At 29.9% G+C, this 588-nt stretch carries 1 protein-coding gene; it reads right to left on the bottom strand.

The features are described from left to right. Positions 1 to 469 (bottom strand): SRPBCC family protein (locus KI356_RS27690; protein WP_212937062.1); only part of this gene is annotated, 469 nt, incomplete at its 3' end. Positions 470 to 588: the final 119 nt, after the last annotated feature.

The raw sequence follows: 588 nt of genomic DNA, 5'->3' as shown, positions 1-588 counted from the left end.
ACTCATCGGTCTTAACCTTATATTTATCAAACCAATATTCCCATTCATCTTTTGGAAATTCTTTTTCTTTCCCTTCTAAAACTGAAGAAAAAAGATCTAAACAAATATGCCAACCTGCAATATCTTTCGGTGTATGATCTGTTAATTCATGAATAAATTCTTTAAGTAGTAAAAGTGAACCATTTTCCTCTTTATGTATTTCAAATCGGACACGATCTTTATCCCATGTGAATTCAAGTACTGAATTTAGTTGGCACTCTAAAATATCAATATTTAAAAATGAACCATCCATCATGTCGAACTTTATAATTCCACCTGTTTTAAGGTTTTCAATCTGTAAATTAGACATCCATTTTTTAAGCTTGCTGTTTTCAGTTAAAACAGACCAAACTTCCTCTATTGTATTGGGAAATTGGCGTTCAAATTTTATAATATAGCCATCAGTTTGTTTCTCTATTTGAGCTAACATATTTAGTGCCTCCTACTCTTATACAGAATGTATGTTCTCGTTTTATTTTACATGAATTTATGTATAAAAGAAATCTCTATGGGAATGAAGTATTAATTATCATGTGGGAATGGTAACTT

The sequence above is a fragment of the Bacillus hominis genome (assembly GCF_018332515.1).
GTDB lineage: Bacteria > Bacillota > Bacilli > Bacillales > Bacillaceae_G > Bacillus_A > Bacillus_A hominis.
This window is presented reverse-complemented; position numbering and strand designations above follow the sequence as displayed.